Below are 25103 nucleotides of genomic sequence, written 5' to 3' on the forward strand. Positions count from 1 at the left end.
TGCCGCCTTCACAGCTGCCGGCGGCTCTCTCGGACGTGGTGTACGGCGCTACTCGGTTCCGTCAGCGCGAACATCACCAGGATAGGGGACCCGGCAACCGCATTTCACCGCCGCGTCGTCGACGGCGGGATCTGCACACTGTCGGTGTCCTGGCGCCCGCCGACCCGGGCGTGCACGGAGAACGCGTTGTTCGACCCGTTGCCGAGCGGCCAGGCATTCCACTCCGAGTTCAGCGGCTTCTTGTAGCTGTTCGTCCAGCAGGTCGCCCGCCGAACGTCGCTGGCCCGCTCACAGGTCCAGCCGAAGTCGAACGACGGCAGGAACACCAGGTTGCGTCCCCACGAGATGTCCAAGGTCACCTTGCGGCCCTGCGCGCCGTTGACCTTCAGGAACCGGTTGTAGACGAAGGGGTTCGGGTCGTCGTGCGGTGTCGGCGTCAGGATCTGCAGCAGCGACTCGTCGTCCTGGACCGGCGCCAGCACCTCGGAGTCGGTGTCGCTGACCAGGTCCGCCGTCGCCGCCACCGTGAACGTCCGCGCCGCCACCGACGAGTCGTCGGGTACGTCGAAGTCGGCCGGCAACTGGGCCGGCTTGTCCGGGTTCGCCGCCGTACACGTCGCGGTCTTGCGGGAGCACGTCCAGCCGGCCGGCTTGGCCGCGATCGGCCACTCCAGCGCCGAGCCGTAGCTGAGCTTCAGTGTCACCTTGGACCGACCGGTGCGCGGGGCAACGGTGATGATCCGGTGGTGGACATCCGGGTCCGCCTTGCCGTCGACGATCTTCAGCAGGTTCTCGTCGGTGCTCCGCGCGGCGTCCAGGGTGCGCGAGGCGTAGTCGTACAGGCGGCCGGTCTTGGCGTCGACCATGAAGGTGCGGTCGCTGACCGAGCCGCCGGTCGGCGCGTCGAAGGTCACCGCGATCGGCTCGGGCTTCGCTGCGGAGGACGCCGTACAGGTCGCGGTCGCCTCGCTGCAGGTCCAGCCGGGCGGGTTGCTGGTGATCGGCCAGGTCAGCTCGGCGCCGTACTTGAAGGTGATCTGCACCGGGTTCGTGTTGCCGGCCGGGGGTTTGATCGTGATCACGAACCGGACCCCGGCGCCGGACTCCGACCTGGTCTGGACGGTCGGGCTGCCGTCAAAGGCCGGGGAACCGCCGCCTGCCGGGATGCTGATCGTCACCATGCCGGGGTAGCGGATCGGTGTGGTCGGGGTCGGCTTCGGCGGGGTCGGCTTGCTCGGCGGCGGCGTGGCCGGGACCGACGTGGTCGCGGTCGGCGTCGGCGTCGCGCTCGGCTGCGTCGGCGCGGTGGTCGGCGCAGTCGTGGGCGCAGTCGTCGGCGGCTTCGTCGGCTGCGACGCCGGCGGCTTGACCGGGGGCTTCACCGTTGGCGGCTTGGCGGGCGGCTGCGTGGGCTTCTGCGCCGGCGGCTGGGTCGGCTGCTGCGCGGGCGGCTTGTCGATCGCGGCCGGGGGAGTGTCGTTGCCGGTCAGCGCCATCGCGGCGAGCGCGGCGGCGATGGCGACGACCACCACGGCACCGCCGGCGACGGCGGTCCGGGTGCCGTTCTCGGTGACCTTCTTCCAGCCCGTGACGAAGAAGCCGACCAGGCCGATCTTGGCGCCCGAGGCAGCGGCCAGGTAGCCGAGGCCCGCCGTACCCAGGAGGGCAGGGGCGAGCAGCGCCGGCAGTGCGCTGTTGACCTCGACGAGCTCCAGATAGACCGCGGTGCACTTCGCGCAGTCGTCCAGGTGCTCGCGGACGTTGCGGTTCTCCCGTTTGGTCAGGCCGCCGCGGACGTACGCACCGAGGCGCTCGGTCGTCCAGCGGCAGCGGTCGCCGGCGACATCGGCCAGGTGCTGCTGCAGGTACGCCTGCCGCAGTCCCTCACGGGCGCGGTAGGCGAGCGCGGACACGCCGTTCGCGGTCAGGCCGAGCAGGGGAGCGATCGCGGCCGGCTTCTCACCCTCGACCTCGGTGTGCCAGAGCACCGCCTGCCAGCGCTCGGGCAGACTCGCGAACGCCTTCGCCGCCGCACCGCTCTCGAAGCCGGTGACGGTCGGGTCGTCGAAGCTCTCCGGCTCCCGCTCGTACGCCGCGATGTCGTCGGTGGACTGCACCTTCTTCCCGGCGCGGATCCGGTCGACGTGCACCCGCCGTACGGTCGTCAGGAGATAGGCGCGGAACGAGATGTCGGGACCGCCGCCGGCCCGCAGCGCGTCCAGGACCTTCGCGAACGCGTCACTGGCGAGGTCGTCGGCGTCGTTGGCCGGGACCAGTTGGCGGGCCATCCGCTCGGCGGCGTGGTGGTGCCGCGCATAGAGCTCGCCGTACGCCTCCAGGTCGCCGTTGCGGACCCGCGCGATCAGTTCGGCGTCGCTCGGTCCGTCCGGCAGGCCTTCCGGCGTCTCCATCCATCTCCCCCGTGGGCTGAGTGACAACTCTCTGTTCGGCAAAGTGACGGTCCGTCACTTAGTTGCCGAGGACAAGGCTCCCAGATGTGACGGCCGAGCGCATCTTTCCTGACGCGGAACTGTGCCGCTTTCCTGACGAGAACACCAGCCCCGAAGTTACGCGAAAAAAAGTTCTGCGAATCCGCGTCATGAAGCGTCACCGGCTCTGTCTCATCGGCGTACGACGCTTCCGGCCGCCCGGTCGGGAGACTGACGGGGCTATTCGAGGAGGGCCATGTCGCTGTTCGCGGACATCCGCAGACGGTTCGACCTGCGTCCGGCCAAGTCCCTGAACCTGGCGGGGTCGCCCGCCCGGATCCGGCCGGAAGCGTCGTCCGAGTCCGCCCAGGACCCAATCGAGCAACCGCGCGGCCGGAGGGAGCCGCACGGCACAGCTGGCACCGACCACAGCGCCTATCTCGCGATCGCCGAGGCGCTGCGGGACGGAGCCGATGTCGTGCCTGCATCGGACGAGGTCGGACGTCGCCTGGCGACGGACGGCGTCTCGCTGGTGGAGGCACTTGATGGGCTGAGTGCGTTGTACCGCTCGATCGCCGGGGGCGAGCCGGCTTTCGATGCGGTACGCGCACTCAGTTCCAGCTGGGCCGAGGCCTCGCTCGTCTACCTGCACTCGCTGTCCTGCGAGGACCCGCTGACCGGGCTGTCCAGCCTGGCGCACCTGCGGTCCCGCCTCGGCGAGCTCTACCGAGAGGCGGAGTTCCGTGGAACTTCCGTACCGCAAACCCATGCACTGGTGGTTGTCGAACCGCTCAATCCCGCGGGCACGTCGCCGTTCGAGCGCGAACTCCGCCTCGTCGACGTCGCGGAATGCCTGCGGATCGTCTTCTGCGGCGGTGACGTACTGGGCCGCGTCGGCTCACACCGCGCGGCGGCGCTCGTCGGCCGCGAGCCGAACCTGCCGGAGCAGGTCGCGACGGTACGAGCCCTGATCACGCAGTGGCGGCTGGACACCGACGTACCCCAGCTGGCCCGGATCTGGATCGAAGGCCTGCCCGGCAGTGACGCGATGGCAGGCCGGCTGCTCGACGAGCTGACCAGACCCTGAGACCTGCGTCCGGACGCCAACAGGGGGGCGGCCGGGCGCATCAGTCCGGCGGCGGATCGCCTAACACGGGGTGGGCGATCCGCCGCCGCTTGCCTTTGTCTGCTCGTTGTCTGCTCTTTGTCGGCGGCCGGGGATCAGGGGACGACCACGACGACGGGTGCGTCCTTGCGGCAGGTCAGGCGGTGGCCGAGCGAACCGGTCAGGCGGTGCCAGCGCTTCGCGGAGCGGCCGACCACGACGAGATGCGCGTCGACCGAGCGGGCGATGTCGGCGAGGGCACCGAGCGCGTCGCCGTACTCCCCGACGAAGCTGACCGGTACGCCGACCTCGGCGGCCCGGCGTACCGCTTCGGCCTCGATCTCCGCGGCGAACTCCTGCCGCGCACTGTGCGCGGCGGCGTACCCGTACGGGACGCCGAGCGCGGCGGGCTCGGCGTACGGCATCACGTGCACCGCGACGAGCTGCCCGTTGGTGCGCAGCGCTTCGCCGGCGGCCCAGGCGTAGGCGTCCCAGCTGGTGTCCGACCCGTCGATCCCGACGACGATGGCCGGCGTACCGATGGCGCGCGCCGCCGAGATCCGGGCGCGTCGTTCTTCGGCGTCGTAGTTCATCTGGTCACCTCTTCGGTGCGGGAGTGCGCTCGTCCTGGCTCTCGCCCGCGAGCTCCATCAGACGCAGGAGAGCCGGCAGCGCCGCGTCGAGCGCGCCCGCGTCCTGGTCGTCGAGTTTGTCGATCAGGCCGGTCAGCGTGGAGGCGCCGGCGTTGCGGATCTCGCGCAGCTGCCGGCTCCCGGCCGCGGTGACCGCGACCAGCACCACCCGGGCGTCGGCGGGGTCCCGGCGCCGCTCGGCGAGGCCGAGGTCCGCGAGTTGCTTGACCAGCGCCGTCATCGACGGCTGGGTGACCTCCTCGCTGACGGCCAGGTCCGTCAGCCGGCGCGGCCCGGTCCGCTCCAGGGTGGACAGCACCGAGGTCGCGGTCAGGCTCAGCGTGCGCGGCCGCTTGCGGATCGCCACGGCGGCCAGGCCGAAGAGCACCTCGCCGACCGCGGAACTGCGTGGGGTCATGGCATAAGTATAGCTCTGTCTATATAGATGCGGTTATGGAAGTGCGCCGCTGCTTGTCGGTGCGGGTGTCTAGGCTGGCGTCATGTGCGGTAGGTATGCCTCCAGCCGGAACCCGTCCGACCTCGTCGCGGAGTTCGAGATCGAGGCGGGCAACGTCCGCGAGTCGGTCGAGGAGCTCGGCGAGAACTACAACGTCGCGCCCACCAACCAGGTCGTCGCGGTGGTCGAGCGGAAGGATCGCGACGTACCGGACGCGACGATCCGCAAGCTCACCACGGTCAAGTGGGGGCTGGTGCCGTCCTGGGCCAAGGACACCTCGATCGGCAACCGGCTGATCAACGCCAGGATGGAAACCGTCGCGGAGAAGCCCGCCTTCAAGAAGGCCTTCCAGACCCGGCGCTGCATCCTGCCCGCCGACGGGTACTACGAGTGGTACACCGCCGAGGAGAAGAAGAACGGCAAGCCGGTCAAGCAGCCGTACTTCATCCACCCGCCGGACGGCAGTGTCCTGGCGATGGCCGGGCTGTACGAGATCTGGCGCGACCGTACCGTCGAGGACGCCGAGTCCGACGACGCCTGGCTGTGGACCTGCACGATCCTCACCACCTCGTCCACCGACGACCTCGGCCGGATCCACGACCGGATGCCGCTCCTGGTCGAGCGCGAGCGGTACGACGCCTGGCTCGACCCACTCTCGTCGAACACCGACGACCTCCTCGACCTGCTGGTCCCCGCCGCCCCGGGCCGCCTCGAGGCGTACGCGGTGTCGAAGGCCGTCAGCTCGGTGAAGAACAACGGCCCACACCTCCTCGACCCGCTCCCCCCGGACGGCGAGGACCCGGTAGACACCCCAACCACCCTCTTCTAACCCCCTCACCTACCCCCACCCCCACCCCCGCCCCCGCCCCGCCCCCGCCGCGCCGACCCCACGCCGTTTGAGGGGCCGGCCCCTGAGCGAGTGGGGCGCGGAGGTCAAATTCGCTTCCGCACCCCACGCAGTGAGGGGCCGGCCCCTGAGCGGGTGGGATGCGGAGGTCAAATTCGCTTCCGCACCCCACGCAGTGAGGAGCCGGCCCCTCCAACGATTGGCCCAGTCCACCCCGCGGGCCCCGCTTCGCGCCGTCCTTCCCCGCGCGGCCCCCGGCCCCGCGCCGTCCTTCCCTGCGCGGCCCCCGGCCCCGCGCCGTCCTTGCCCGCGCGGCCCCCGGCCCCGCGCCGCCTCCACGTTCGCGCTGCCTCGTCCCTGTCACGGCGGGAACGTTTGAGGGGTCGGCCCCTCAGGTGGTGGGATGCGGACGCAAATTCCGGCTCCGCACCCCACCGTGTGAGGGGTCGGCCCCTCAAACGGTCGGGAGGGTTGAGCGCCGGCCGCTTACACGGGGGTGGGGAGGAGAGGCGGGGCGGCGCAGCGTGGTTTGGTGCGGATGGGGGGATGGGTGATGACAGGATGGGGCGGGTGACCGACGAACGGATTGTGGGGACGCCGCACGGGGAGGCCCGGATCGTGGCGCACCGGGCCCGCCGGCCGGTGGCGACGCTGGCTCTCGGTCATGGGGCCGGCGCCGGGATCGAGTCCGGTGACCTGGCCGCGCTGGCGGCGCGGTTGCCGAAGCAGGACATCAACGTGTTCCTGATCGAGCAGCCCTGGCGGCGGGCCGGCCGCAAGCTCGCGCCCGCGCCGAAGGTGCTCGACGAGGCCTGGATCTCGATCATCGGGCAGCTCCGGGTGCGTACGCCGCTGGTGATCGGTGGCCGCAGCGCCGGCGCCCGGGTGGCCTGCCGAACGGCGGGCGGGCTGGGAGCTTCCGGCGTACTGGCGCTGGCTTTTCCGCTGCACGCGCCGGGGAAACCGGAGAAATCGCGGGTCGGCGAGCTGCAGGGTGTCGGGCTGCCGACGCTCGTGGTGCAGGGGGAGCGGGATCCGTTCGGGACGCCCGAGGAGTTCCCGCCGCTCACCGAGATGGCCGTGGTGCCGGACGCCGACCACTCCTTCAAGGTGCCGAAGCGGGCCGAGCTCGACCAGCAGGAGACGTACGACCTGCTGATCGAAGCGGTGTTCGAATGGGTGATCCGCGAGGTGTCCGGATAACGGTGCCGACCGGGGGAATGCTCCCGCGACCGGGCGTGTTGTGACGAACATGATGGCGACGAGAGTGGCTCCGGAGCGGAGTACTGGGAAGTCACCGGTATTCTCGATCACGATGCCGACTCCCACCACGACAGAGACACCCGAGCAGCGCACCGCGCGGTTCGAGCGCGAAGCACTGCCTTTCCTGGACCAGATGTACGCCGCGGCGATGCGGATGACCCGTAATCCGTCGGACGCCGAAGACCTGGTGCAGGACACGTTCGCGAAGGCGTACAGCTCCTTCCACCAGTTCACGCCGGGCACCAACCTGAAGGCGTGGCTGTACCGGATCCTGACGAACACGTTCATCAACGGATACCGCAAGCGGCAGCGTCAGCCGACGCAGTCACCCACCGAGGAGATCGAGGACTGGCAGCTCACCGCCGCCGAGTCGCACACTCCCGGCGGGCTGAAGTCGGCCGAGGCGGTCGCGCTGGAGCACCTGCCGGACTCCGACATCAAGTCCGCCCTGCAGGCCATCCCGGAGGACTTCCGGCTGGCCGTGTACCTGGCTGATGTCGAGGGTTTCGCCTACAAGGAGATCGCCGAGATCATGGGCACCCCGGTCGGCACCGTCATGTCGCGGTTGCACCGCGGCCGGCGCCAGCTCCGGGACCTGCTCGGCGACTACGCCCGGGACCGTGGCCTGATCCCCGCCTCGGACGAGAGTACGGACGCGGCGCCGTCGGACGACGACGCGACCGCGCAGAAGGAGGAGTCGTGAGCTGCGGCGAGCCCCACGACGTCGACTGCGGAGAGATCCTGCAGCGGGTCTACGTCTTCATCGACAACGAACTCGAGGACGCCAGTTCCGACGAGATCCGGCAGCACCTCGAAGAGTGCGCCCCCTGCCTGGACGAGTACGACCTGGAACGCTGCGTCAAGAAACTGGTCCACCGCTCCTGCGGCTCCGACCACGCCCCCGACGCCCTCCGCCAGAAAATCCTCCTCCGCCTCACCCAAATCCAGGTAGAAACAACCATCACCACCACGGATTGAATGACGCATCCGATCAGATCGGGTGCGGGGTGAGGACATAGCCGGGAAGCTCTCCGCGTTCAAGTCGTTCGAGGAGACCTTGAGCTTCGGCTTCATGAACACCTGATGTTTTGTGCAGCAGCGCAATAGCGGTGGTGACGTGTTCGATGGCCAGGAGTCGCTCGGCGCGCACGGCATCGATTCTCGCGAGCTCGAGGTACAGCCGACCTTCCCGAAGCGCGTCCCGGGAAGCCTGCGCCAGCGGCAACCCCGCCTCGATATGGGCACGCGCCGTGTCGTAGTCGCCCTGGATCGCGTGCGCCGCCAGCAGCAGGTGGTGGCTCTCGCCGCGGAAGACCACGTCGCCGGTCCGCTCGGCGATCCGCTGACCTTTTCGGCCCAGGACCACGGCTTCCTGGTAGCGCCCGGCCTGCAGGTGGGCGAAGCCCGCGTTGAGGTAGCGCTTGAAGGCGGAACGGGAATCGCCGGCGCGCTCGGCCAAGGCGATTCCGGCGTCGAATGCCTCGTCGGCCCGCCGGAAATCACCGGCCCGGTCGTAAAGGCTTCCGAGGGCCGTCAGGGATACGCCTTCGAGCGTTGCGTCGCCGATCCTGCGGCTCAGCTCCAACGCTTCGCGGCCGTACTCCAGGGCCTCGTCGATCCGTCCGAGCAGGCCGAGCAAGTACGCCAGTGACGAGCAGCAACGGGCCTGGCCGAACAGGTCGCCGATCTCGCCGAACATCGCGAGCGCTCCGACGATCCACTCCACCGCGCCGGCCGCATCGCCGTTCTCCGCATGCGGGATCGCCCGGTCGTGCTGAAGCCAGGCAGCGGCCTGCTTGAGGCCGTGCTGCTCGGCGAGCTGGATCGCACCCTCGCCGAGCTCTCGCATCTCGAGCCACCGGCGTCGCGATTCGTGGTACCCGAACAACGCGAGCGCCAGCTCCGGGAGCAGCCTGGACCCGGCCAGGGACAAGCGTTGGGCCTGCCGGAAGCGATCCATCAGGTTCCGCTGCTCGGCGTCCAGCCAGCGCAAAGCCTGTTCCCGGTTGCGGAACTTCGGGACGTTGGCGTCACGGACGGTTGCCAACGGCAGCCGTGGGCTCGTCGAGTGCGTGAGCGACTGGCTGGCCCAACCGGCCGCGACGTAGAACTCGAGGCCGCGGGCAAGGACCTGGTCGCGTTCGTCCTGGGTCATCGTCTGGTCGGCGGTCTCCCGCCCGTACGCGCGGATCAGGTCGTGGAACCGATAGCGCGCCGGGGCAACGGAATCCAGGAGATTCAGATCGACGAGACGCTCCAGGATCGCATCCGCCTGCCGGAGTGGAATCTCGAGCAGCGACGCAGCGACGTCGGTCAGCAGGTCCGATCCGTCCGGAATGCTCAGCACGGGCAGGGCTCGCGCGGCCCGGCGGTCCAGGTCGCGCTCACTGGCCTCCAGAAATCGAACGGAGCTGGCGATGCTCGCGCGGACGCCGGTTTCGTCGGACCCGAGGCTGTCGAGCCGCCTCTCCTCGTCCTGCAGGAGATCCACGAAGTGCTGAATCGGCCAGGTCGGCCGGGCTGCGAGCCGGCCGCCGATGAGCCGCACCGCCAGTGGCAGTCGGCCCGAGAACGTTGCCAGCACCTCGGTTGCGGCAGGCTCAGCGGCCACCCGCGCCGAGCCGATCACCTCGGTGAGCAACTCCAGCGATTCGTTCTTCGACAGGGCATCGAGACGAATCTGCCGAGCCCCCGCCAGATCGACCAGCGACCCGCGACTGGTGACGATCGCCGCCGAACCGGCCCGGCCCGGAAGCAGCGGCAGCACCTGCGCGGTGTCAGCGGCGTTGTCGAGAACTATCAAGACCCGGCGGCCGGCGAGCTGGGATCGCAACAGCGCGGTGGATTCCGCGACATCGTCCGGAATGATCTGGACGTCGACGCCGAGCGACCGGAGCAGGTGCCGCTGCGCGTCCGCGGTACTCATCGGATCGCCCGGACCGTACCCGCGCAGATTCAGGTAGAGATGCCCGTCGGGATAGCTGGAGGCCAAGCTGTGCGCGGCCTGGACGGCGAGCGTGGTCTTGCCGATGCCGCCCATCCCGGTCACGGCCACGAGACCCACAGCACTGCTCTCGGTCCCGGCCGGAGTGCGCAGAACGGAAAGTATGGCGTCCATCTGCGCACCGCGACCGGTGAAGTCCGGAGCTGCGGGCGGAAGCTGCCATGGCATGGGATACCGCTCCGCAGAGGGCTGTGCATTGGTTCCCCCAGCGGTATCCTTCGCGTTCTGTCGCTTGCCGCGGGCAACGGTGAGAAATTGCTCGGCCTCCGGAACCGTGAGATCAAGCGCTTTTGTGAGCGACCGAACGGTGTCCATTCGCGGCCGGCTGCGGGTACCGCGCTCGAGCACGCTGATCGCCTGCTCGCTGAGCCCTGCCTTCTCGGCGAGGGCGGCCTGGGTGAGCCCGGCACGCGTGCGCAGGGTGCGAAGGAGTTCGCTCAGGCTCGGCGTCGACAGGTGAACCACCTCCTCGCTCCTCGACCGGCTGGATTCGGTCAGTACCGGAAACGTCCGGGCCCAACTCTAGGATGATCCGCGGGATGCCGGTGGTCGTTATCCACAGCGAGGGCCCGGAGGCGCTGATGAAGGTGCCGGGACCAGACGAAGCGGGCGCAGTAGCCCAACGATCGTTTGAAAGTATTGCATTCGGTGTGCGCTCGGAGACTCTCCGAATACGAACCTCTCGTATTGCTGGTCTGGCGTAAAGCTGTGACCAAATCGCAAAGACCCCGGATTTCTCCGGGGTCCTCGCTGTCAGTAGCCGCCTGAGTTCAGGCGTTCGGGCGCTTGCCGTGGTTTGCGCCCTTCTTCTTGCGTGCGCGGCGCTTGCGGCCGGTCTTGCCCATTTCTAAGCCTCCTTGAAACAACTGCAAAGAGTCACAGTCTCTCATACCATGCCGGATTGCTCATGTTCTCCGGCGGGTCACGGTTGGGTTTACAGTGTTTCGGCGCGACACGCTTGAGCAGAATTCAGACGAGTCAGCAGTGCGCTGTCTGCCCCCCTGGACCCGCCTCCCGGCGAGTTCAAGACTACGCCGCTGATCGGAGGTGATTTATCATGGGCACGGCCGTCTGGGAGTGGTGACTCTGATCTGAAGGCGTGTGATGACGACGACGCTGCACCGTTCGGCGCTACGCCTGCTGGTGACAGCTGTCGCGATCCTCGCGTTGGTGGTCTGGGTGACCGCCCTGCGCAGGGTCGACGACGTTTCGGCAACCGTTCAACTATGTGTGGTGGCTCTTGCCGCCAGCACACTTCGCTTTCCGCACGGCCCGGCTCGTGGAGCCAGCCTCGCGACGATCGTGGTCATGTCGGTGTACGTGATCTGCGGTCCCGCGTCCGCTGTGGTCGTTGCTGGTGTCGGCTCGCTGATGCAGCCGCGCGACGTTCCCCTGATGAAGCGCGTCTACAACAGTTCGCAGTGGATCCTGCCCGCTGCTGCCGGCGCCGCGGGCTTCACCCTCCTCAACGGGCCGACAGGTGACGCGGTCCTGACGCATGCACCCCAGGCCGTTGTCGCGGTCGTGGTCGCCGGACTTCTGCACCAGGCAACGAACGCCGTGATGATGGCCGCCGTGCTCGGCCTCGAGCGCGGCGCGAAGGTCGTCCTGTTCTTCTTCAGTGACGTCGTCGGATCGACCGCACTGCCGATGCTCGGTTACGGGCTTCTGGGGGTACTCATGGCGGTGGTCTGGATCGGTGGTCTGCAGATCGTCGCCGGTCTGTTGATCATGGTGCCGCTGATCGTCGCTCGGTGGGCGTTCAACCAGGACGAGGCGGAGCGCCGTGCGCAGGCGGCGGCGATGCGGGCGTTCATCCAGGTCATCGAGACCAAGGACCTGTACACCCGTGGGCATTCGGAACGGGTCAGTGACGGTGTCGGCATGCTCGGCCGGTTCCTGAAGTTGCGGGAACACCGCCAGCAGGCGCTGGAGTACGCCGGTCTGTTGCATGACGTCGGCAAGGTCGGCGTACCGACGAGCATCATCCGGAAACCGGGGCGGCTGGACGACTCCGAGATGGACGCGATCCGGTTGCACCCCGCGCGCGGTGTCGAGTTGATCGGGAACATTCCCTTTCTCGAGGAAGTGAAGTCCGCGGTCCTCCATCACCACGAGAAGTACGACGGAACCGGGTACCCGGCCGGCCTCAGCGGCACGAACATTCCGTACTTCGCCCGCATCATCGGCATCGTCGACGCCTTCGACTCGCTGACCTCGACCCGGTCCTACCGCCCGGCCCGGAGCGTCGAGGAGACCCTGGCGATCCTGGAGAAGGACCGGACGACGCACTTCGACCCCGACTTGGTCGACGCCTTCATCGAGGTCATCAAGACACACGGCTGGAGGGCCGCGCGCAAGGAGCAGCCGGCACCGGACGGCACGGTCCGGGTCGGGATCGATCATGACGACCTCAGCCTCGGCAGCGGCGGTGGCGCATCAGGCTCCGCAGCGGGTCCCACATGAGTCAGATCGACGAGGGCCTCGACCCGAGAAAGCTCGGCAGCGGTGCGGTTGCGCTCTGCGTGGGCTCGGTCGTCGGTGTCGCCGGGCTGCTGCTCACGGTCCGGCACGGCGTCACCGAGTGGGCGTTCGCGGCCGTCTTCGGGCTGCTGATCGCTGTCGGTGAGATGGTGCAGTTCCGGGTCGACGGCACCAAGAACCGGGCGCCGATCGCGACGAGTGCCGCGCTCGCCTACGTGATGCTGCGTGGTCCGGCGCTGAGCGAGTCACCGGAACTCGCGCAGGTCATCGCGGTCACCTGGCTGGCCACACTCGCCGGTATCGTGCCACGCGCGATCGCGGGCCTGCGTTGGGACCTGGTGGTCTCCAGCCGGAGAATCATCTCGGTCTGGTGCGCGGCGGTCGTCTTCGAGGCGGTGACCCCGAGCGACCTGGACTGGGACGGCACGTGGCGCCACGGCGTACCGCTGGTCGGTGCCATGGTCCTCGGCGTTCTCGCCGCCGGTCTGGTGGATGCGGTGGTCGGCGCCGGGCAGGCGACGGAACAGCTGAACGTGCCCTTTCCCGCCGCCTTGCGTGACGAACTGGTGGTGATGGGCCGGATCGGCATCGCGATGGGGCTGAGCGGCGTGATGCTCGCCGCGGGAACGTCGCTGGTCGGGTTGTGGGCCGTGCCGCTGGTGGTTGTGCCGTTGTTGCTGACGCAGTTCGCGTTTCGGCGGTTCGCGGCGGCGCAGCGGACCTATCGGACGACGGTCCGGTCGATGGCGCGTAGTACCGAGATCGCGGGGTTCAGCACGCCTGGACAGAACCTGCGAACCGCGCAGCTGGCGGTGGCGATCGGGCATGATCTGGGGCTGACGCCGAACCGTATGGAGGCGTTGGAGTACGCGGCTTTGTTGTCGGGGGTGGGGCAACTGGCGTTGGCGGATCCCAGTCCGGGTGGGGCCTCGTTGTTGCGGACCCGGGAGGAGCGGCAGCGGGCGGCGGAGATCGGGGCTTCGGTGATCGAGCGGTCGGGGGTGCTGGATCATGTGGCGGAGATCGTTCGGCACTCCAACGATCCGTACCGGCACGGGCGGGCGAACAACTCCGACATCCCGGTGGAGAGTGGGATCGTGAACGTTGCCCTCGCCTACGAACAGCTGGTGGGGGAAGGGTCGGGGCAGTCGCCGGACAAGGCGATGGAATCGATCGGGCTGGGGATCGGCGCCGAGTACGACCCGGTCGTCGTCGAGTCACTCCGCCGGATCGTCGGCCGCGGCTTCCGCTTCTGAAGCCACTGGTCCTGGAGTTTCCGAGGGCTCCGGGCTGGAGAGTTCGCGGCTGGCTTTGGGGGACAGGGACAGGAGGGCCGGGGTGCCGGCGCAAGGCTCCAGGGCGTCCCAGACGGGTGCTGTGGTGCTCGAGACCCGCCCCGAGGCGCCCATTCCGGCGTACAGGAGGAGCCCGGCGCCCGCAGCGATCAGGACGTCGCCAGGGCTGACCGCCTGCCCCAGACCGGGAAGCGCGACAGGTACGACGTCCCCGAGCCATCGGAGCCGTGTCGCGGCGCCGGCGAGCTCATGCCGCGGGTCGGTGACCGACGCGTCGCCGACCCCGGCGCGCGTCAGCGCCTGCACCGAGACGGGCATCGCGCCGTTCAGCGCCACCACGATCGCGTTGCTGAAGAACCCCAGCGCCAGCAGACCGACGCCCGGATGCCGGAGGTTCATCCGCAGGAACACCGCGATGCAGACCGCCGATCCGATCAGCCCGACCGGGTACGCCGTCCCGCCGAAGAGCGATCCGAGCAGTTGCCCGATCGCGGCCGCGGCCAGCCAGTGCACGCCGGTCAGCGTGTTGTCGGCGAGGTGCGCGAAACGGCCGCCGGTCGCGAGGGCCGCCCCGGCAGCGAGCACCATGACGAGGAGGACCAGCAGCACGGGTGAGATTCTGCCGAATCAGCAGCCCGAAACCGGGCAAGCTGATCCCGCAGCGTGTCGACTTAACAGCAAAAAGTGACGGCGGCCCGGGTGTTCCGGACCGCCGCCACTCGATGACTCAGGACTTGGCGGTCGCCGCCCCGCCCTCGTCGACGATCTCCGGCAGGTCCTCGACCCCCGGGTCGCCACGGTCGGCGGTGTAGTCCGCCGGGTGCGTGGTGTCCTGGCCGTCCGGCACCTTGAGCGCCCGGAACACGAACGTCAGCACGATCACGACCAGCACGTTCAGCACGAACGCCGTCAGCGCGATGTACGCCGGTGTGTTGGTGAACGGGATGTTCGCCAGCGACCCACCGAAGTGCTTCTTGGTCGCCGGGTTCACCACGTTGTACGCCGAGATGGTGCCGAACACCATCGCGACGGCCCAGCCGCCGAGCAGCGCGTACCGGTGGAACCAGCGTGTGTACAGGCCGACCACGATCGCGGGGAACGTCTGCAGGATCCAGATACCACCCAGCAGCTGCAGGTTCAGCGCGATCGTCTTGTCCATCCCGAGCACGAACACCAGCGCGCCGACCTTCACCAGGAGGGACGCGAGCTTGGAGACCTTGGCTTCTTCGGACGGTGTCGCCTCGGGCTTGATGAAGGCCCGATAGATGTTGCGGGTGAACAGGTTGGCCGCCGCGATCGACATGATCGCCGCGGGCACCAGCGCGCCGACCGCGATCGCCGCGAACGCGATGCCGGCGAACCAGGACGGGAACTCCTGGTCGAACAGCCGCGGGATCGCCAGCTGCGGGTTGGCCAGGCCGTCCAGGCCCTTCACGTTGACGTTCGCCTTGATCGCCATGAAGCCGAGCAGGGCGAGCAGACCGAGCAGCAGTGAGTAGGCCGGCAGGATCGCCGCGTTCCGCCGTACGACGTTGCGCGTCTTCGTCGACAGCACTGCGGTCACCGAGTGCGGGTACATGAACAGCGCCATCGCGGAGCCCAGACCCAGCGTCCAGTAGGACACGTAGCCGGCCTCGCCCGGGATGAACGCACCGGTGGGCTTCCCGGTGACCGGGTTCGGCTTGGCCATCTTCTCCTGCGCCGCGTTGAAGATCCCGTCCCAGCCGCCGAGCACGTGCGGCAGGTAGAAGATCGCGACCAGGATCACGACGTAGATCAGGAAGTCCTTGACGAACGCGATCATCGCCGGGGCCCGCAGCCCGGAGGAGTAGGTGTACGCCGCGAGCACCGCGAACGCGATCAGCAGCGGCAGGTCCTTGGCGAGTGTGTTGTTGCCGCCCAGGCCCATGGTCTCGAAGACCGCCTGCATACCGACCAGCTGCAGCGCGATGTACGGCATCAGGGCCAGGATGCCCGTCACCGCCACCGCCAGCGTGAGCAGCTTGCTGCCGTACCGCCCGCCGACGAAGTCGGCCGGGGTGACGTAGCCGTGCCGGTGCGAGACCGACCACAGCCGGGCCATGAAGACGAACACGATCGGGTACGCGACGATCGTGTAGGGCACCGCGAAGAAGCCGCTGATCGCCCCGGTCGCGTACATCGCGGCCGGTACGGCGATGAACGTGTACGCCGTGTAGAGGTCGCCACCGAGCAGGAACCAGGTCACGAACGTGCCGAACCCGCGACCGCCCAGACCCCACTCGTCGAGGTTGTCGAGGTGGCCGGCGCTCCGCCAGCGTGCCGCCAGGAAGCCCATCGCGGTGACGACGGCGAAGATCACCACGACGATGGTGAGCTGCACCCAGTCGACCTTGGTGTTCACCGGCCGTCCTCCTTCTCGGGGTCACCGAGTCCCTGGGCCGCCCGCCGCTTGCGCTCCTCGGCGCGGACGAGGCGATAACTGATACTGACCAGGACCGCCGAAAGCAGCACCCAGAGCAGTTGGTACCAGTAGAAGAACGGGAAACCCCACAGGTGCGGGTCCTTCTTGGCGTACGTCGGCACCAGCAGGGGTACGACGACCGCCACCACCAGGAGCACTCCGGAGATCCAGTACGCGGGTCTCACCGCGGACAATCGGGACACTGCAAACCTCCTCGGGACACAGCAGGCGCAACCGAGCACGCTACCGTTCGTCCGGACACGCGACCAGACCTTCAGGATTGATCATGGATAACGAACGCGCATGGTTCGTCCGGCGCGTCGTGCTGTCCGTCCTGCTCCTCGTCTTCGTTGCTGTGCCGCTGTATCCGGAACTGTTCGGTCTGGACGAGGTGACACCGTTCACGCAGCTCGCCGCGTTCCGCCCGCAGGGCCTGGTCGTGCTCCTGGTGCTCGCGTTGCTGATGCTGGTCCGCCGCGGCTGGCGGATCGCCGCCACGCTGCTGGCCGCCCTCGCCCTGGTCGGTACGGCGCTCACCGTGCCGCGCCAGTTCTCGCACGCGCGTCAAGCGCCGGCCGGGTCCCGGGTGCTGACCGTGATGGTCGCCAACGTGCTGGGCGGCGGGGCGCATGCCGCGGACGTCGCGCAGGTGATCCGGGACCGCAAGCCGGACCTGGTTTCGTTGCCTGAGGCACAGGTCGACGTCCGTGAGGAGATCCGGGCGCAGCTGCAGGACCAGCAGTACAAGGGGTTCACGGTACAGCCGAGCCGGGCGGCGCCGAGTGCGACGAGTGTGCTGGTCTCGGCGGCGCTCGGCGACGTGACGTTCGCCTCGGAGCCCGGGACGACGTTCGGGAACATCGTCGTGACGGGTGGGAACCTCGGTGCGATCCGGCTGATCGCGTACCACGGTTACCCGCCACTGCCGGATGCCGTCACCACCTGGAAGCACGATCTGCAGAAGGTCCGGCAGTGGTGCACGGAGGAGCCGCCGACGGTGGTCGCGGGCGACTTCAACGCGACCGTCGACCACGCGGACTTCCGGCAGGCGCTCGGCGGTTACTGCCGCAGCGTCGGCCCGTCCGTCGGCGACGGACTGCAGGGCACCTGGCCGGCCGACCAGCCGGTGGTCCTGCGGACGCAGATCGACCACGTGGTGGTCTCGCGCCGGTTCGAGCCGGGACGGTTCACGACGTACCCGGTCCAGGGGACCGACCACCGGGCCGTCGTGGCGACAGTGGCGTTGCTTCCTTAGGAGGTGGTGGTCGCCGGGCGGTAGATGTACGGCTGGGAGGCCTGGACCGCTTCGGTGAGCATCAGCAGCAGGTCGGCGCGGGCCTCGATCGGGCGGCCGAAGAGCTCGTCGTCGCCGGGGATCGGGAAGCCCTTCACGCCGATCGCGAGCTGGCTGAGCAGGACGTGCAGGACACCGCGGGCGTTGAACACCGGCGGCGACGGCCACTCCGGCAGCGTCTCGTGCATCAGCGGCTGCTGGCCGGCGGTCGCCGCGATCGGTTTCAGCCAACGCTCGAGCTCGTCACTGGTGAGCATGTTCCGGTGCAGGATCGTCATCACGGCGTGCGCGACGCGGTCGTGTTCCTCGTGCACCCAGCGGTACGGCGTGTCCTTGACGATCCGGTCCGCGAGGACGTCGAGCAGTGCGCGCAGCACCCCGGCGTCGCAGTGCCGGGACCTCGCCAGCGCCCCGATCGCGTCCGCGCCGTGCGCCACCGCGTGCGCCCAGCCGCAGTCGGCGACGTACCCGCGCAGGTCGCGTTCGCGCAGCAGCCAGGTCGCCAGCCGGTCGCCCCAGCGCATCACCACCTCGTCGTGCACCAGGAATTCGGCGTTGTCGCGGTGGATCACCTCCGCGAGCGTCAGCGCGGTGAACGAGCGACGGAAGACCGTGTCCGTGCCGTCCTCACCGAGACCGTAGTTCAGCCCGGCGCACAGACCGTCGCCGAAGCCCGGCAGCAGGTCGTCGTACACCCCGCGCTCCAGCCAGGTGGCGAGCGTCGGGTAGGCGAGCGCGTCCCGGACCTGCGGGTTGGTGCTGGCGAGCCCACGGACGAGCTCCTCGGTGAGTTCGGTCAGCGTACGGTCGTGCGGTACCGCGTAGTCCGCGGCCATCACGTCCTGCCAGTACGTCGACTCCACCCGAGGCATCCTTTCACGTCGTCCGGGACCATCACCTGCTGGTCCCTGCTCAATCAACACCTTCGGGCACCGACTTGTCGAGCGGACCAGCAGACGGGCTGGTACAAGCTCGTCGGTAGCATCGGAGGGTGCCGTCTTTGACCGATGTGGCGCGCAACCACACCACGCTCGACCAGGCCGACCTGGACCGCTTGCAACTGCTCGTCTCGGACTGGCAGATGCTGGCCGACCTGTCGTTCGCCGACCTCGTCCTGTGGCTCCCGGACACCGAGGGGCTCGGGTTCTGGGCCGGTGCGCAGATGCGGCCGACGACCGGCCCGACGGCGTACCTGGACGATATCGTCGGCAGCTTCATCCCGCGCGGCCGCCGGCACCTGCTGGACCAGGCGTACGACGGCGGCCGGATCTGCCGCGAGGGCGACCCGGAGTGGCGCGACGACGTACCCGTCCGGGTCGAGACGATCCCGGTACGCCGAGGCTCCCGCGTGATCGCGGTGATCGCGCGGAACACCAACCTGCTCGGCGTCCGGACACCGTCCCGGCTGGAGATCGCGTACCTGCAGAGCGCGACCGACCTGGCCCGGATGATCACCGACGGCATCTTCCCGTACGGCGGGGAACGCCTGCTGTCCACCACTCCGCGGGTCGGCGACGGCTGCATCCGGGTCGATCGGCACGGAATGGTGACGTTCGCGAGCCCGAATGCGTTGTCGGCGTACCGGCGAATGGGTCTGGTCACCGATCTGGTCGGCAGCCGCTTGAAGGACGTCACCGCCGACCTGCTGCATTCCGGGCACAAGGTCGACGACGTGCTCGCGTCCGTGGTGACCGGGCGGGCCGCCCAGGAGATCGAGATCGAGAACTCCGACGCGACCCTGTTCCTGCGGGCGATCCCGCTGCGTGCGGACGGCGCGCACGTCGGGGCACTGATCCTGCTCCGCGACGTCACAGAGCTGCGCAGCCGGGAACGGGAGCTGGTCACCAAGGAGGCGACCATCCGGGAGATTCATCATCGCGTCAAGAACAACTTGCAGACGGTCGCCGCGTTACTCCGGATGCAGGCCCGAAGGATCACGGTCGGCGAAGGACAGGCCGCGCTGGCCGAGGCGGTCCGCCGCGTCGGGTCGATCGCGATCGTGCACGAGACGCTGTCGGAGTCGTTCGACGAGCACGTGGACTTCGACGACGTGGCCGACCGGGTGAGCGCGATGGTCGCGGACGTGTCGACGGTCGCGACCTCGGTGGAGACGCGGCGCACCGGGACGTTCGGCGTACTGGACTCCGAAGTCGCGACTCCGCTCGCGATGGTGCTGACCGAGCTGATGCAGAACTCGGTGGAGCACGCGTTCGGCACCCGCGACGGCGGCGAGGCCAGCGGGACCATCGAGCTGATCGCCGAGCGGTCGGTGGGCCGGCTGCGCATCGACGTGATCGACGACGGCAAGGGGTTGCCGACGAACTTCGACACCGAACTGTCCGGGAACTTGGGGCTGTCGATCGTCCGCACGCTGGTGATCGGCGAGCTGGACGGGACCCTGGCCTTCGGCAACCGTCACGACGGGCGCTCCGGTACCCAAGTCACCCTCGACATCCCTGTCAAGGAGTAGTCGAGGAGCAGGGCAAACACAAAGGCCCCGCGGACACTCCGCGGGGCCTCGAGAGGACTAGCTAGCTCAGGCGGTACGGATGCGCTGGCGGGCGTTGCGGCGCTTCAGAGCGCGGCGCTCGTCCTCGCTCAGGCCGCCCCAGACACCGTGGTCCTGGCCGGCTTCCAGTGCCCAGGCGAGGCACTGCTCGCGTACGTCGCAGCGTCGGCACACCTGCTTGGCCTCCTCGATCTGCATGATCGCGGGCCCGGTGTTGCCGATGGGGAAGAACAGTTCCGGGTCCTCGTCGAGGCATACGGCCCGGTGGCGCCAATCCATGGCGGATCCCATCTCTCTCAGTAGTTGACGTATGCTGACGGGTAGGTCTGTGCCCGATCAGCGGTGCTGCTACACGTGGTTCGTCTCGCACGGCGGGGGTGCTGGCGTGCGAACTGCGGATCTCAACACTCTTCGTGGCCTGTGTTGTGAACGCGTTCACGAACGACTCCATGTTCCCAATCTCAGTGTTGTGAAACAAGGGTTCTGGAGTTGTCGATCAGATCACAACACTTCCTTAACACTCCGAACCGGCACTCAGCGGTTCTCTTTATCCGGTTATCGGACGAGGAGATCCATCTGCGAGCACCCGTTCACTGCAGGTAACCGTTCCAACCACTCTTTGGTTACGCACAACCTCAAAACCCTGTGGGGCCGGGGCGACCGCGCACCGCATCGGGTGCGCACAGGTCGGACGTACCCGAAAGGCCCCGGGACCCTGTGGCACTAAGCTGGCGAAGTGCCGACCGACTCCCCAGTTGCCGCAGTCCCGAGACCGCTCAAGCTAGCCGCGGCAGTGGTCGCTGTGGAAGGGCTCGCGCTCATCGTTCTGGGAATTGCCGAAGCCTTCACGATCCACGGGTCCCGGTTGGTGCTCGGTCTGACCACCACCGGCTTCTTCATCGTGTACGGCGCCGGCCTCGGACTCGTCGCCCGCGGCCTGTGGAAGGCGGCCCGCTGGAGCCGTGGACCGACGGTCTTCGCACAGCTGATCCAGTTACTGGTCTCGTACAGTTTCTGGGGCGGATCGACCAAGATCGTCGCCGTCGCGCTCGCGGTGCTGGCCCTCGTCGTGCTGATCTGCGTGTTCCAGAAGGCGTCCACCGACGCGCTGGCCGATGGTGCGTCCAACGATCACCCGGTGCTCTGAGTTCGGCTCCCGCCCTATTCCTTCAGCAGACCCGTCCGGAGCTCGGTGAGCGTCCGGGCGAGCAGCCGCGAAACGTGCATCTGCGAGATGCCGATCTCCTCGGCGATCTGGGACTGCGTCATGCCGCGGAAGAACCGCAGCGTCAGGATCCGCTTCTCGCGGGTGTCGAGCTGCGCGAGCAGCGGTTTGAGCGACTCCCGGTACTCGACGCTCTCCAGCGCCTCGTCCTCGCCACCGAGCCCGTCGAGGACCGTGGTGGTGTCGGTCTCGTTCTGATCGGGAGCGTCCAGGGACAAGGTGTTGTACGCGTTCGCGGACTCCAGGCCCTCGATCACCAGGTCCGGTGAGAGCCCGAGGCGCTCGGACAGCTCGGCCACCGTCGGTGCCCGGCCGAGCTCCTGGGTCAGCTCGGCGGTCGCGGCGGTCAGCGACAGCCGCAGCTCCTGCAGCCGGCGCGGCACCCGGATGGCCCAGCCCTTGTCCCGGAAGTACCGCTTGATCTCGCCGAGGATCGTCGGCGTCGCGTACGTCGAGAACTCGACCCCGCGATCGGAGTCGAAGCGGTCGATCGCCTTGATCAGTCCGATGGTCGCGACCTGGACCAGGTCGTCGTACGGCTCGCCGCGGTTGCGGAACCGGCGGGCGAGGTGCTCCACCAGCGGCATGTGCAGCGACACCAGGCCGTCCCGGGCCGCGGCGTACGCCGGGTCGCCCGGTCCGGACGCCGCCGCCATCCCGCGAAACAGCTCGGCCGTACGCGTCCGCAACTGATTGGACTCCTGGGCTTCGCCCAGGGACGTGTCGTCGGTCACGCGGTCTCCGTCGCGGTGGCGGTTGCCGTGACGGTGATGGTCAGGCGGCCGTCGACGGTTTCGGCGGCGACGGACTCCACCAGCGCGGTCAGCACCGTCCAGCCGAACGAGTCGGTGTCCGGCGTCCAGCCGCTCGGTACCACCGCGCTCGCTCGCACGGTCAGCTGCGGCGGAGCGATCTCGAAGATGCAGTCCAGTACGCCGTCGGACGCCTCCGGCAGCAGCAGCGCGCACGCCTCGTCGACCGCGATCCGCAGATCGTCGATCGCGTCCAGGGTGAAGTCGTTGCGAGCCGCGAGATTGCCGACCACGGATCGGGGTACGGCGATGTACGCACTGTCCGCCGGAATACTCAGGCGGACCTCCGCGGCTCGTCCCGTGCTGCTCACGTCATCTCCCTCGTATCGGCCCACCACCACGCCGTACATCATCCAACAGTACTTTTGGCCGCGCCTTCGGCGCGGCGTGGTCATGGGGCTGTGACTCCCGGTCTTCCCTCGTCGCTCCGGTCGCTGCGCTCTCTCCGCTCCTCAGTCCGGACCGGGAGGCCCCATGACCTTACTCAGGCGTGTTCGTGCTCCGAACGGAGGCGGGTGAGGAACGTGCGGGTGCGCTGGTGCTGCGGGTCGCCGATCACGCTCTTCGGCGGGCCGGCCTCGACGACCACGCCACCGTCCATGAACACGACCGTGTCCGCGACGTCCCGGGCGAAGGCCATCTCGTGGGTGACCACGATCATCGTCATGCCGTCGGCGGCGAGTTCCCGCATCACCGCGAGCACCTCACCGACGAGCTCCGGGTCGAGCGCCGACGTCGGCTCGTCGAACAGCATCAGCTTCGGCTGCATCGCCAGCGCCCGCGCGATCGCCACCCGCTGCTGCTGCCCACCGGACAGCTGCGCCGGGTACGCCGCGCAGCGGTCGCCGAGCCCGACGCGCTCGAGCAGTTCCTGCGCCCGGGCCCGAGCCTGTTTCTTCCCCTCACGCTTGACCTGGACCGGCGCCTCCGCGACGTTCTCGATCGCAGTCATGTGCGGGAACAGGTTGAACCGCTGGAAGACCATCCCGATCTCGCGGCGCTGGGCCGCGATTTCCTTGTTCTTCAGGCGGTACAGCTTCCCGTTGCGGTCGGCGTACCCCATCAGCTGGTCGTCGACCCAGATCCGGCCGCCGTCGATCGTCTCGAGCTGGTTGATGCAGCGCAGGAAGGTCGTCTTGCCGGAGCCGGACGGCCCGAGCAGACACACCACCTGACCGCGCTCGACGTCCAGGTCGATGCCCTTCAGCACCTCGTTGTGGTGGAAGGACTTGCTCACGTTCACCGCGTGGACCAAAGGCATCAGGCGCCTCCTGCACCGGCCGGCCGGGCGGCCCGTGGGGCCTTGGTCCCGAAGCCGCGGCCGAAGTGCCGCTCGAGGAAGTACTGCCCGACCATCAGCACACTCGTCGCCGCCAGGTAGTACAGCGTCGCCGCGACCGCGATCGGGAAGGTCTTGTAGAAGTTGCTGCCGATCGACTGCAACTGGTAGAACAGCTCGCCGATCACCGGCACGGCCAGCAGCAGCGAGGTGTCCTTCAGCATCGCGATCGTCTCGTTGCCGGTCGGCGGCACGATCACCCGCATCGCCTGCGGCAGCACGACCCGGCGCATCACCTTGCCGCTGCTCATGCCGAGGGCCTCCGCCGCCTCGGCCTGGCCCTTGTCGACGCTCATGATCCCGGCCCGGGCGATCTCGGCCATGTAGGCCGCCTCGGACAGGCCCAGGCCGATCACACCGGCGGCGATCCCGGTGAACACCTGGTTCGCGTTCAGGTTGAAGAACCGCCAGTCACCGGACAGCCCCAGCCAGTCGATGATCTTCCAGTCGAACGGGATCCCGAAGTCGATGCCCTGCGGGAACAAGATGCCCAGCGTGCCCATCGTGAACAGCAGGATGTACCGCGGGATGCTCCGGAAGAACCAGGTGAACACCCACGACACCGCGGACAGGATCGGGTTGTCCGACAGCCGCATCACGGCCAGCAGTACGCCGCCCGCGACACCGACGATCATCGAGAGCGCGGTGACCAGCAGGGTGCCCTTGAGGAAGCCCCGGATCACTGGCTGCTGGTTCATCGCCTTGAAGACGAACGACCAGTCGAACGCCTTGTTGGTGACCAGCAGGTGCACCAGCATCCCGACCAGGATCACGATGATCGCGATCGCGACCCAGCGACCGGGATGCCGGACAGGTACGGCGTTGATCGCGCCCGGCCGCTCGGACAGTTCGTCCGTCGGCCGGGTCTTCGCATCGGTACTCATGATTCAGCTCACGGGTTCACGGCGAAGTCGGAGATCGCGCCCGAGTCGTTGTTCCACTTCTGCAGGATCGACTTGTAGCTGCCGTCGGCGTTCAGCTCCTGCAGTGCCTTGACGATCGCCTGTGCGAACTGCGTGTCCGCCTTCGGGACGACATAGCCGTACGGCGCCGCGTCGTAGATCTGACCGATCTGCTGCAGTTGCCCGTTGGTCTGCTTGATCGCGTCCAGCACGACGGGCGAGTCGGCCAACATCGCGTCGGACTTGCCGGACACCAGGTCGGCGGTGGCCTGGTCCTGCTTGTCGCGCGGCAGCTCCTTGAACGCCGGCTTGCCTGCGGACGTGCACTTCTTCAGACGCACGGGCAGGTCGTCCTGCTGTTGCGTCGTACCGGTCTGCACGCCGATGGTCTTGCCACACGGGTCGTCGGGGTTCACGCCCTTGGGGTTGCCCTTCTTGGCGGCCCACAATGTGCCGGCGCTGAAGTAGCTGACCATGTTGACCTGCTTCTTGCGCTGGTCGTTGATCGTGAACGACGAGACACCGACGTCGTACTTGCCGCCCTGGACGCCCGTGATGATCGTGCTGAAGGTGGCCGGCTGCCACTCGACCGTGACGCCGAACTTCTGCGCCACCGCGTTGAACAGGTCGACGTCCATGCCGACGACGGTCTGGCCGCCCTGCAGGAACTCGTTCGGACGGTACGTCGCGTCGACGCCGACGACGATCTTGCCGGCGGACTTGATCTTCGGCGGCAGCGCGGCCACCAGAGCTGGATCGGCACTCACCTTGGCGCTGGAGGGGGCGCTCGTCGGCGAGGTGGACGAACCACTTTCGAGAGAGTTCGAACCGCAGCCGGTGGCGGCGAGAACCAGGGCGCCGGTCAGCACCAGCGTCCTACTCAGGACAGACATCTAGGTCCTCCAAACCCGGGCACCGGTCGGCCCGGTGCCATGTGTCCGCATCTTGACACAGCGACCTGCGGGCAACGCACGGACCAACCGCGAATGGAGACCTATTCGTAGTCTGGTGGCCGTCACGCTGCGTCCCGTCGACCATCCGGACACGCAGCGTGACGATCGTC

Annotated in this window: 25 protein-coding genes; 10 read left to right on the forward strand and 15 right to left on the reverse strand. The window is 68.4% G+C overall.

Annotated features, from left to right (window positions below):
* Positions 1 to 104: 104 nt before the first annotated feature.
* Positions 105 to 2411, reverse strand: a complete 2307-nt coding sequence (locus ACFYRH_RS29670) for a sigma-70 family RNA polymerase sigma factor (protein ID WP_387782227.1) — start codon at positions 2409 to 2411, stop codon at positions 105 to 107.
* 274 nt (positions 2412 to 2685) lie between these two features.
* Between ACFYRH_RS29670 and ACFYRH_RS29675 the strand changes: the two genes are divergently transcribed.
* Positions 2686 to 3516, forward strand: a complete 831-nt coding sequence (locus tag ACFYRH_RS29675; protein WP_387782229.1) for a hypothetical protein — start codon at positions 2686 to 2688, stop codon at positions 3514 to 3516.
* 134 nt (positions 3517 to 3650) lie between these two features.
* Here ACFYRH_RS29675 and ACFYRH_RS29680 read toward each other — a convergent pair whose 3' ends face one another.
* Entirely contained in the window at positions 3651 to 4127 is a 477-nt protein-coding gene (locus tag ACFYRH_RS29680) for a universal stress protein (RefSeq protein ID WP_387782230.1), read from the reverse strand.
* A 4-nt stretch (positions 4128 to 4131) separates the two neighbouring features.
* A complete protein-coding gene (locus ACFYRH_RS29685; RefSeq protein WP_387782232.1) occupies positions 4132 to 4584 on the reverse strand; it encodes a MarR family winged helix-turn-helix transcriptional regulator in 453 nt (150 codons plus the stop codon).
* 82 nt (positions 4585 to 4666) lie between these two features.
* Between ACFYRH_RS29685 and ACFYRH_RS29690 the strand changes: the two genes are divergently transcribed.
* The 4 genes from ACFYRH_RS29690 (at position 4667) to rsrA (ending at position 7711) form a co-directional block, all read left to right on the forward strand.
* On the forward strand, positions 4667 to 5452 hold the full coding sequence (locus tag ACFYRH_RS29690) for an SOS response-associated peptidase (RefSeq protein ID WP_387782234.1): 786 nt from the start codon (positions 4667 to 4669) through the stop codon (positions 5450 to 5452).
* A 579-nt stretch (positions 5453 to 6031) separates the two neighbouring features.
* A complete protein-coding gene (locus ACFYRH_RS29695; RefSeq protein ID WP_387782550.1) occupies positions 6032 to 6673 on the forward strand; it encodes an alpha/beta family hydrolase in 642 nt (213 codons plus the stop codon).
* A 112-nt stretch (positions 6674 to 6785) separates the two neighbouring features.
* Positions 6786 to 7436 carry a sigma-70 family RNA polymerase sigma factor gene (locus ACFYRH_RS29700; protein ID WP_387782236.1) on the forward strand — a complete coding sequence of 217 codons (651 nt, stop codon included), beginning with the start codon at positions 6786 to 6788 and terminating at the stop codon, positions 7434 to 7436.
* Positions 7433 to 7711, forward strand: coding sequence for a mycothiol system anti-sigma-R factor (gene rsrA / locus ACFYRH_RS29705; protein ID WP_355476190.1), 279 nt, complete (start codon positions 7433 to 7435; stop codon positions 7709 to 7711). The genes ACFYRH_RS29700 and rsrA overlap by 4 nt, the downstream gene beginning before the upstream one ends.
* A 13-nt stretch (positions 7712 to 7724) precedes the next feature.
* On the opposite strand, the gene ACFYRH_RS29710 is transcribed toward rsrA, so the two are convergent.
* A complete protein-coding gene (locus ACFYRH_RS29710) occupies positions 7725 to 10202 on the reverse strand; it encodes an NB-ARC domain-containing protein (RefSeq protein WP_387782238.1) in 2478 nt (825 codons plus the stop codon).
* Between the two features lie 305 nt (positions 10203 to 10507).
* Positions 10508 to 10582: a 50S ribosomal protein bL37 gene (locus ACFYRH_RS29715; RefSeq protein WP_369759046.1), complete on the reverse strand. Its 75-nt coding sequence runs from the start codon at positions 10580 to 10582 to the stop codon at positions 10508 to 10510.
* A gap of 259 nt (positions 10583 to 10841) precedes the next feature.
* Between ACFYRH_RS29715 and ACFYRH_RS29720 the strand changes: the two genes are divergently transcribed.
* Together ACFYRH_RS29720 and ACFYRH_RS29725 are read left to right on the forward strand one after the other, a co-directional pair.
* On the forward strand, positions 10842 to 12203 hold the full coding sequence (locus ACFYRH_RS29720) for an HD-GYP domain-containing protein (RefSeq protein ID WP_387782240.1): 1362 nt from the start codon (positions 10842 to 10844) through the stop codon (positions 12201 to 12203).
* Positions 12200 to 13477, forward strand: a complete 1278-nt coding sequence (locus tag ACFYRH_RS29725) for an HD-GYP domain-containing protein (RefSeq protein WP_387782242.1) — start codon at positions 12200 to 12202, stop codon at positions 13475 to 13477. The genes ACFYRH_RS29720 and ACFYRH_RS29725 overlap by 4 nt, the downstream gene beginning before the upstream one ends.
* Here the strand turns inward: ACFYRH_RS29725 and ACFYRH_RS29730 are convergent.
* The 3 genes from ACFYRH_RS29730 to ACFYRH_RS29740 all read right to left on the reverse strand — a co-directional run bounded on the left by ACFYRH_RS29730 (position 13439) and on the right by ACFYRH_RS29740 (position 16162).
* On the reverse strand, positions 13439 to 14125 hold the full coding sequence (locus ACFYRH_RS29730) for a DUF5317 domain-containing protein (RefSeq protein ID WP_387782244.1): 687 nt from the start codon (positions 14123 to 14125) through the stop codon (positions 13439 to 13441). The two genes, ACFYRH_RS29725 and ACFYRH_RS29730, sit on opposite strands and share 39 nt — an antisense overlap.
* Positions 14126 to 14243: 118 nt before the next feature.
* A complete protein-coding gene (mctP, locus tag ACFYRH_RS29735; RefSeq protein WP_387782552.1) occupies positions 14244 to 15833 on the reverse strand; it encodes a monocarboxylate uptake permease MctP in 1590 nt (529 codons plus the stop codon).
* A 62-nt stretch (positions 15834 to 15895) separates the two neighbouring features.
* Positions 15896 to 16162, reverse strand: coding sequence for a DUF3311 domain-containing protein (locus tag ACFYRH_RS29740; protein WP_387782246.1), 267 nt, complete (start codon positions 16160 to 16162; stop codon positions 15896 to 15898).
* A gap of 83 nt (positions 16163 to 16245) precedes the next feature.
* On the opposite strand from ACFYRH_RS29740, the gene ACFYRH_RS29745 reads away from it, so the two are divergent.
* A complete protein-coding gene (locus ACFYRH_RS29745) occupies positions 16246 to 17214 on the forward strand; it encodes an endonuclease/exonuclease/phosphatase family protein (RefSeq protein WP_387782248.1) in 969 nt (322 codons plus the stop codon).
* Here the strand turns inward: ACFYRH_RS29745 and ACFYRH_RS29750 are convergent.
* Positions 17211 to 18116 carry a DUF2785 domain-containing protein gene (locus ACFYRH_RS29750; protein WP_387782250.1) on the reverse strand — a complete coding sequence of 302 codons (906 nt, stop codon included), beginning with the start codon at positions 18114 to 18116 and terminating at the stop codon, positions 17211 to 17213. The genes ACFYRH_RS29745 and ACFYRH_RS29750 overlap by 4 nt on opposite strands.
* Positions 18117 to 18244: 128 nt before the next feature.
* Here ACFYRH_RS29750 and ACFYRH_RS29755 point away from each other — a divergent pair, with 128 nt between their 5' ends.
* On the forward strand, positions 18245 to 19723 hold the full coding sequence (locus tag ACFYRH_RS29755) for a sensor histidine kinase (protein ID WP_387782252.1): 1479 nt from the start codon (positions 18245 to 18247) through the stop codon (positions 19721 to 19723).
* Positions 19724 to 19789: 66 nt separating this feature from the next.
* On the opposite strand, the gene ACFYRH_RS29760 is transcribed toward ACFYRH_RS29755, so the two are convergent.
* A complete protein-coding gene (locus ACFYRH_RS29760) occupies positions 19790 to 20041 on the reverse strand; it encodes a WhiB family transcriptional regulator (protein ID WP_130383822.1) in 252 nt (83 codons plus the stop codon).
* Positions 20042 to 20498: 457 nt separating this feature from the next.
* Here ACFYRH_RS29760 and ACFYRH_RS29765 point away from each other — a divergent pair, with 457 nt between their 5' ends.
* On the forward strand, positions 20499 to 20909 hold the full coding sequence (locus tag ACFYRH_RS29765) for a hypothetical protein (protein WP_387782254.1): 411 nt from the start codon (positions 20499 to 20501) through the stop codon (positions 20907 to 20909).
* A 14-nt stretch (positions 20910 to 20923) separates the two neighbouring features.
* Here ACFYRH_RS29765 and ACFYRH_RS29770 read toward each other — a convergent pair whose 3' ends face one another.
* The 5 genes from ACFYRH_RS29770 to ACFYRH_RS29790 form a co-directional block, all read right to left on the reverse strand.
* On the reverse strand, positions 20924 to 21721 hold the full coding sequence (locus ACFYRH_RS29770; protein ID WP_387782256.1) for an RNA polymerase sigma factor SigF: 798 nt from the start codon (positions 21719 to 21721) through the stop codon (positions 20924 to 20926).
* Positions 21718 to 22110, reverse strand: coding sequence for an ATP-binding protein (locus ACFYRH_RS29775; protein WP_387782258.1), 393 nt, complete (start codon positions 22108 to 22110; stop codon positions 21718 to 21720). The genes ACFYRH_RS29770 and ACFYRH_RS29775 overlap by 4 nt, the downstream gene beginning before the upstream one ends.
* 173 nt (positions 22111 to 22283) lie before the next feature.
* On the reverse strand, positions 22284 to 23060 hold the full coding sequence (locus ACFYRH_RS29780) for an amino acid ABC transporter ATP-binding protein (RefSeq protein ID WP_387782260.1): 777 nt from the start codon (positions 23058 to 23060) through the stop codon (positions 22284 to 22286).
* Positions 23060 to 24022 (reverse strand): amino acid ABC transporter permease, encoded by a 963-nt coding sequence (locus ACFYRH_RS29785; RefSeq protein ID WP_387782262.1) that lies wholly within the window; start codon positions 24020 to 24022, stop codon positions 23060 to 23062. The genes ACFYRH_RS29780 and ACFYRH_RS29785 overlap by 1 nt, the downstream gene beginning before the upstream one ends.
* Positions 24023 to 24030: 8 nt before the next feature.
* Positions 24031 to 24933 (reverse strand): ABC transporter substrate-binding protein, encoded by a 903-nt coding sequence (locus tag ACFYRH_RS29790; protein WP_387782264.1) that lies wholly within the window; start codon positions 24931 to 24933, stop codon positions 24031 to 24033.
* Positions 24934 to 25103 lie beyond the last annotated feature (170 nt).

It is taken from the genome of Kribbella sp. NPDC004875 (genome assembly GCF_042873375.1).
Taxonomy (GTDB): domain Bacteria; phylum Actinomycetota; class Actinomycetes; order Propionibacteriales; family Kribbellaceae; genus Kribbella.